The sequence below is a fragment of the Blastococcus sp. CT_GayMR20 genome, assembly GCF_004570345.1.
In genome coordinates this window covers 1-4,996 of sequence record NZ_SPQM01000234.1, presented here as the reverse complement: position 1 = coordinate 4,996, position 4,996 = coordinate 1, and the positions used below count along the sequence as shown (strand labels likewise).

Genomic DNA, 4,996 nt, shown 5'->3' with positions numbered 1-4,996 from the left:
CACCCGGCCCAGCTGCGCCTGCACGAGCGCCACCCCGCGGACGACGAACGGCAGGAGGCCGGCGGCGACGATGCCGACGACCGCGTAGAAGGCGATCCGCGTGATGGCGGTGTCGGCGAACCCGAGGAGCTCGGGCAGCTCGTAGTCGTCGGGGCTGTGGGGCAGGGCCCAGTCCCACGCCCAGTAGGTGAGCCCGGCCAGCGCCACCGACCAGAACGTCACGGTGACGACGAACGAGAAGATCGCCACGGGGAAGCGGACGACGGCGTGCAGCGCGTCGAGCCACGACTGGGGGTCGCGCCACGGCGTCATCAGCCGGGTGACCGGCCCCGCCTCGGGGCCGGCGCGGCGGTACGCGGGGGACGGCACCGGGTGGCCGAGCACCGCGGGCAGCTGGGCGCGCTCGACCGTGGCCAGGCCGCGGGCCGCCATGAGGGTGACGGTCAGGAGCGGGACGCCGACCCATACGACGAGCGTCCCGGCGCTGACCGCGAGGCCGGTGATCACGACGACGAAGGCGGCGACGGCGACGGGGGACCCGAGCAGCACGTACGCGGTGTCGAGGCCGAGCTGGGCCGGCCGGGTGCGGGGCCGGGGGAGCGGGGCGGCGGAAGACATCGTCGGCAGGACGTCGGTGTCGGTGGTCATGCCGTCGAGCGTGGTGCCGGCCGGAGCCGGAACCCATCCCGCTGGCTGGTCGTTCGGCAGTCGGGCCCGCCCGACTCTGGGTCGCTGATCATGTCGGCCCGAATGCTCGTGCGGCCGGCGCGCGCTGTCCAGCACCCGGGCGGCCGGTCAGGCGTCCGGGGACTCCCGAACTGTCGGCGTCCTGTGGTGTGCTGACCCCCCTTCGACTCCGAGGAGTGGTCTCCCGTGACCAGCGTCGCGATCGGTCCGACCGACCAGCTCGACCCCCGGCTGCTCGAGCACCGCCGGGAGCTGACCGGCTACTGCTACCGCATGCTGGGGTCCTCGTTCGACGCAGAGGACGCCGTGCAGGAGACGCTGGTGCGCGCCTGGCGCGGCATCGCCGACTTCGAGGGCCGGTCGGCCCTGCGCTCGTGGCTCTACAAGATTGCCACCAACGTCTGCCTCGACCAGCTGTCCGGCCGGAAGCGCCGCGCGTTGCCGATGGACCTCTCCGGCTCCCCGTGGCAGCCGGTCGAGTCCTCCCTGGCCGCCCGCCGTCCGGGGACGGCGTGGGTCGAGCCGGTCCTCGACCGGCAGGTCATCCCGGACGACGGCGACCCGGCCGAGCGGGCCGTCGCGCGCGAGTCGGTCCGGCTGGCGTTCGTCGCCGCGCTGCAGCACCTGCCACCCCGCCAGCGCGCCGTGCTGATCCTGCGCGAGGTGCTCCGCTGGAAGGCCGACGAGGTCGCCCAGCTGCTCGACACCACCGTCGCCTCCGTCAACAGCGCGCTGCAGCGAGCCCGGGCGACGCTGGCGGGCGTCGGAGGGGTCCCGGAGCCCCGGCCGCTCGACGAGGACGACCGCGACCTGCTCGCCCGCTACGTCGACGCCTTCGAGCGGTACGACATCGACGCCTTCGTCCGGCTGCTCCACGAGGACGCCACGCAGCACATGCCGCCGTTCGAGATGTGGCTGCGCGGTGCCGGTGACATCGGCACCTGGATGCTGGGGCCGGGCAGCGGCTGCCGGGGATCGGTCCTCATCCCCGTGGAGGCCAACGGTGCGCCGGCGTTCGCGCAGTACAAGCCGGCCGAGGGGGGTGGCCGCCTGCCGTGGGCTCTCCACGAGCTCGAGGTGTCGGGCGGGCGCATCGCCCACATCACGAGCTTCCTCGACCTCGAGCAGAGCCTCTTCGTGCACCTCGGCCTGCCGGCCCGTCTGCCCTGATCCCCCGGCCCCGCGAGCGATGAGTTCGGGCGCGCCGGGCGGTCAACCCTTCAGGACACGACGAGAGGGATCGACATGCTCGGCGACAGCAAGGCGTACAGCGGCTTCTCGGTGGACGACCAGGAGAAGGCGCGCCGCTTCTACGAGGACACCCTCGGTCTGACCGTCAGCGACGAGGGGATGGAGGGGATCATGGGCCTCCACCTGGGCGGTGGCACCCGGGTCCTCGTCTACGCCAAGCCCGACCACAAGCCGGCGACGTTCACGGTGCTCAACTTCCCCGTGCCGGACGTCGAGCAGGCCGTCGACCAGTTGACCGCCCGGGGTGTGCGGTTCGAGCGCTACGAGAACCTGCCCACCGACGAGAAGGGCATCATGCGCGAGGGCGGCCCGCTGATCGCCTGGTTCACCGATCCGGCGGGCAACGTCTTCTCGGTGATCCAGGAGGACTGACCCCGCTACGGTTCCCGCTGGAACGGCCTCGGCGTGCACGCCGGTCAGCCGGGGCCGTGGCCACGTCTGCTCTCGGCCGGGGATGACGGCCGGTCCCCATCGACCGTCAACAGGCGTTCTCTGCACCTTCGCGCTCGACGACGTGCAGCACGTCCCACAACCCGGTGACCTGCAGCGGCCGGATGACGGCGCGCGAGTTGCCGCACCGGATGCGCAACACATGTCCCTCGTTCTCCGCCAGGTGGTGACCGACGGCGAGCACGGTGAGGCCGACCGCGCCCAGGAAGGTGACCCGGCTCAGGTCGACGACCACGCCGCCGGACGACTGGGGCCGATCGAGGACGTCGAGCAGGACCTCCTGGAGACCGGGGGCCGTCAGGCTGTCGACCTCCCCGCTCACGGTGACGGTGCAGCTGTCCGCCGCCGTGACGGAACGGACCTGCAGGGAGGGGATGCCCGCGCGGTCGCTGACCCCGAGGCGGTCGTCCCAGCGCTGCCGATCCGGGGGTCGCCGGCCGGAACCGGAACCGGGCGTGCCGGGGGAGGCGGGCCTGGGGACCGCGGGCCTGCCAGGGGCCCAGCGCGGAGGTAGCCCAGGCGGGAGGGGAACGGAATGGCTCACGGCGACCTCCGGACGGTTCGACGTCGCCGGGGTCAGGAGCCACGAATGCGGTATGTCAGGCACGAACGAGCACCTCGGCGTTACCGCGCACGGCCGTTCTAGTCCACACGGCGGACGTTCGGGCGCGCCGTCCGCGCGGGTCCGCGAGTCGCCGACCGAGGGTCGCCGGTCGGCTACTGCATCGCTGGGCCGCTCAGGCGAAGGGATGCGACGGCATGTCGACAGCGGGATGGCGCTGTCATGAATTCGTCGGGTCGGGTCAGGCGACGGTGGCGGCCCCGGTTCAGCTCGGCACCTTGCGTCCCACCGCGGCGACCTTGTCCTTGCCTATCAGGACGGCCATGGTCGGGGATACGTTCCCCGTGTGGGCGAGCCGGCCATCGTGGTGGGAGACCGCAAGGAGCTGACCTATCTTCTGTCCCAGGCCGCCGAACTCGAGCACGGTTTGATGTGCGAGTACCTCTACGCCGCGTTCAGCCTGAAATCGTCAGCAGGTCCCGGCGTCCGGGACGATCAGCTCGCGGCCGTCGAGCGGTGGCGCGGAATGATCCTCGGCATCGCCGCCGAGGAGATGCTGCATTGGGCCATGGTCCAGAACCTGTTGACCGCGGTCGGGTCCGCGCCTTTTGTCAGCCGGCCCCACATGCCACATCAGGCCAAGGGCTACCCACCTGGGGTGCAGCTTCGACTGCTGCCATTCGGCGAGGCGGCGCTGCTGCACTTCGTGTACCTGGAGCGACCGGAAGGGATGGAGGGCGCCGACGCCGAGGGCTTAGAGCCGGCCGGGCCGCCGATCCCGCCGATGACGCCGGACGAGATCATCCCGCGGGGCCAGCAGTTCGCCACGGTGGGCCACCTGTACCGCTCCATCGAGCAGGGGTTCGCCCTGCTGGCTGACACGATCGGTGAAAACCGGCTGTTCATCGGCCCGGCGTTCCAGCAGGCCGACGAGACTGCCTTCGGCTGGCCCGATCTTCGGCCGATCACCGACCTGGCGAGCGCCAACCGAGCCATCGATCGGATCGTCGAGCAGGGGGAGGGCGCGAGAGGGGACTGGGCGAGTGCTCACTACGGCCGATTCCTCGCGGTGGTCGAGGAATACCGGGCGATGCGCGACGAGGATCCTGGCTTCGAGCCCGCCTACCCCGTCGTCGCCGCGGCCAGGAGGGGTGTGGAGGGGATCGAGCCGGAGGTCTACATCTCCGATCCCACCACCGGGTCGTGCTCGGACCTCTTCAACGCCGTGTACGAGCTGCTGCTGCAGCTGATCGCGCGCTACTTCGCTTTCGGCCACGAGACGTCCCAGCAGCGTCAGGTGCTGGCGCACACCGCTGTCGGCCTGATGTTCCGGGCCATCAAGCCGCTCGGGCTGCTGCTCGCCCGTCTGCCGGTGGGCCCAGACCATCCTGATGTCACCGCAGGAGCGAACTTCCAACTGCCGTACCGGGCCAGCTTCCTGCTTCCGCACCGCCGCTCGGCCTGGCTCCGATTCGTCGAGCGCCTCGAGGAGCTGGCCGCCTTCGCCGACGGCGTCCGTCCGCCCGTTGGGTCAGAGGTGCTGGTAGACGTGGCAGCCGCGCTGCGCCGGGCAGCCGCGGGCATGACGGCTCACATCGACACCACATGAAGGAGAACCGGCTGGCCGGCGTCTCGTGCGTGAGCACGGAGTACCACCACAGGCCAACGCGTGGACGGTGTCGCGAGACATCTCGGTGGAGCGGGTGACCGGGATCGAACCGGCATGGCCAGCTTGGAAGGCTGGGGCTCTACCATTGAGCTACACCCGCGAGGTGCCCCGACAGCGTAACGGCCAGTCAGCGGTGCCCGTGCGGGAGGCCGCTCACGCCTGACTGGCCGGCGACGTCCTGCGCACGCCTAGACTCGGGCGGCCACGGGGTGTGGCGCAGCTTGGTAGCGCACCTGCTTTGGGAGCAGGGGGCCGCAGGTTCAAATCCTGTCACCCCGACCGTCGCTGCCAGGGCCCGATCCCGCCGCCCCCTGGCGGCCCACCCGTCTCTAGACTCGTGGCCAATCCCGCGCCGTCCACGTCCGCCGGCGCCTGTC

The 4,996-nt window shown here is 71.5% G+C and carries 5 protein-coding genes and 2 tRNA genes; 4 read left to right on the top strand and 3 right to left on the bottom strand.

Features of this window, described 5'->3' with window-relative positions; all coding sequences use genetic code 11:
* Positions 1-648 (bottom strand): sensor domain-containing protein (locus E4P40_RS26260; protein WP_209305534.1); only part of this gene is annotated, 648 nt, incomplete at its 3' end.
* 225 nt (positions 649-873) lie between these two features.
* Here E4P40_RS26260 and E4P40_RS26255 point away from each other — a divergent pair.
* The gene (locus E4P40_RS26255) at positions 874-1,857 is read left to right on the top strand and encodes a sigma-70 family RNA polymerase sigma factor (protein WP_135161254.1); all 984 of its coding nucleotides are present in this window, start codon (positions 874-876) and stop codon (positions 1,855-1,857) included.
* A gap of 75 nt (positions 1,858-1,932) precedes the next feature.
* Positions 1,933-2,310 carry a VOC family protein gene (locus tag E4P40_RS26250; protein ID WP_135161253.1) on the top strand — a complete coding sequence of 126 codons (378 nt, stop codon included), beginning with the start codon at positions 1,933-1,935 and terminating at the stop codon, positions 2,308-2,310.
* A 106-nt stretch (positions 2,311-2,416) separates the two neighbouring features.
* Here the strand turns inward: E4P40_RS26250 and E4P40_RS29440 are convergent, their stop codons facing one another.
* A complete protein-coding gene (locus tag E4P40_RS29440; RefSeq protein WP_280790653.1) occupies positions 2,417-2,932 on the bottom strand; it encodes an STAS domain-containing protein in 516 nt (171 codons plus the stop codon).
* Between the two features lie 364 nt (positions 2,933-3,296).
* Here E4P40_RS29440 and E4P40_RS26240 point away from each other — a divergent pair, with 364 nt between their 5' ends.
* Positions 3,297-4,559 (top strand): ferritin-like domain-containing protein, encoded by a 1,263-nt coding sequence (locus E4P40_RS26240; protein WP_135161252.1) that lies wholly within the window; start codon positions 3,297-3,299, stop codon positions 4,557-4,559.
* A gap of 86 nt (positions 4,560-4,645) precedes the next feature.
* On the opposite strand, the gene E4P40_RS26235 is transcribed toward E4P40_RS26240, so the two are convergent.
* Positions 4,646-4,719: transfer RNA gene (locus E4P40_RS26235), tRNA-Gly, on the bottom strand.
* A gap of 105 nt (positions 4,720-4,824) precedes the next feature.
* Between E4P40_RS26235 and E4P40_RS26230 the strand changes: the two genes are divergently transcribed.
* A tRNA-Pro gene (locus E4P40_RS26230) sits at positions 4,825-4,898 on the top strand.
* Positions 4,899-4,996: the final 98 nt, after the last annotated feature.

Bases quoted from the DNA above. Each gene is read 5' to 3' on its own strand.
- E4P40_RS26250 (WP_135161253.1), top strand. From the start codon at position 1,933: ATGCTCGGCGACAGCAAGGCGTACAGCGGCTTCTCGGTGGACGACCAG.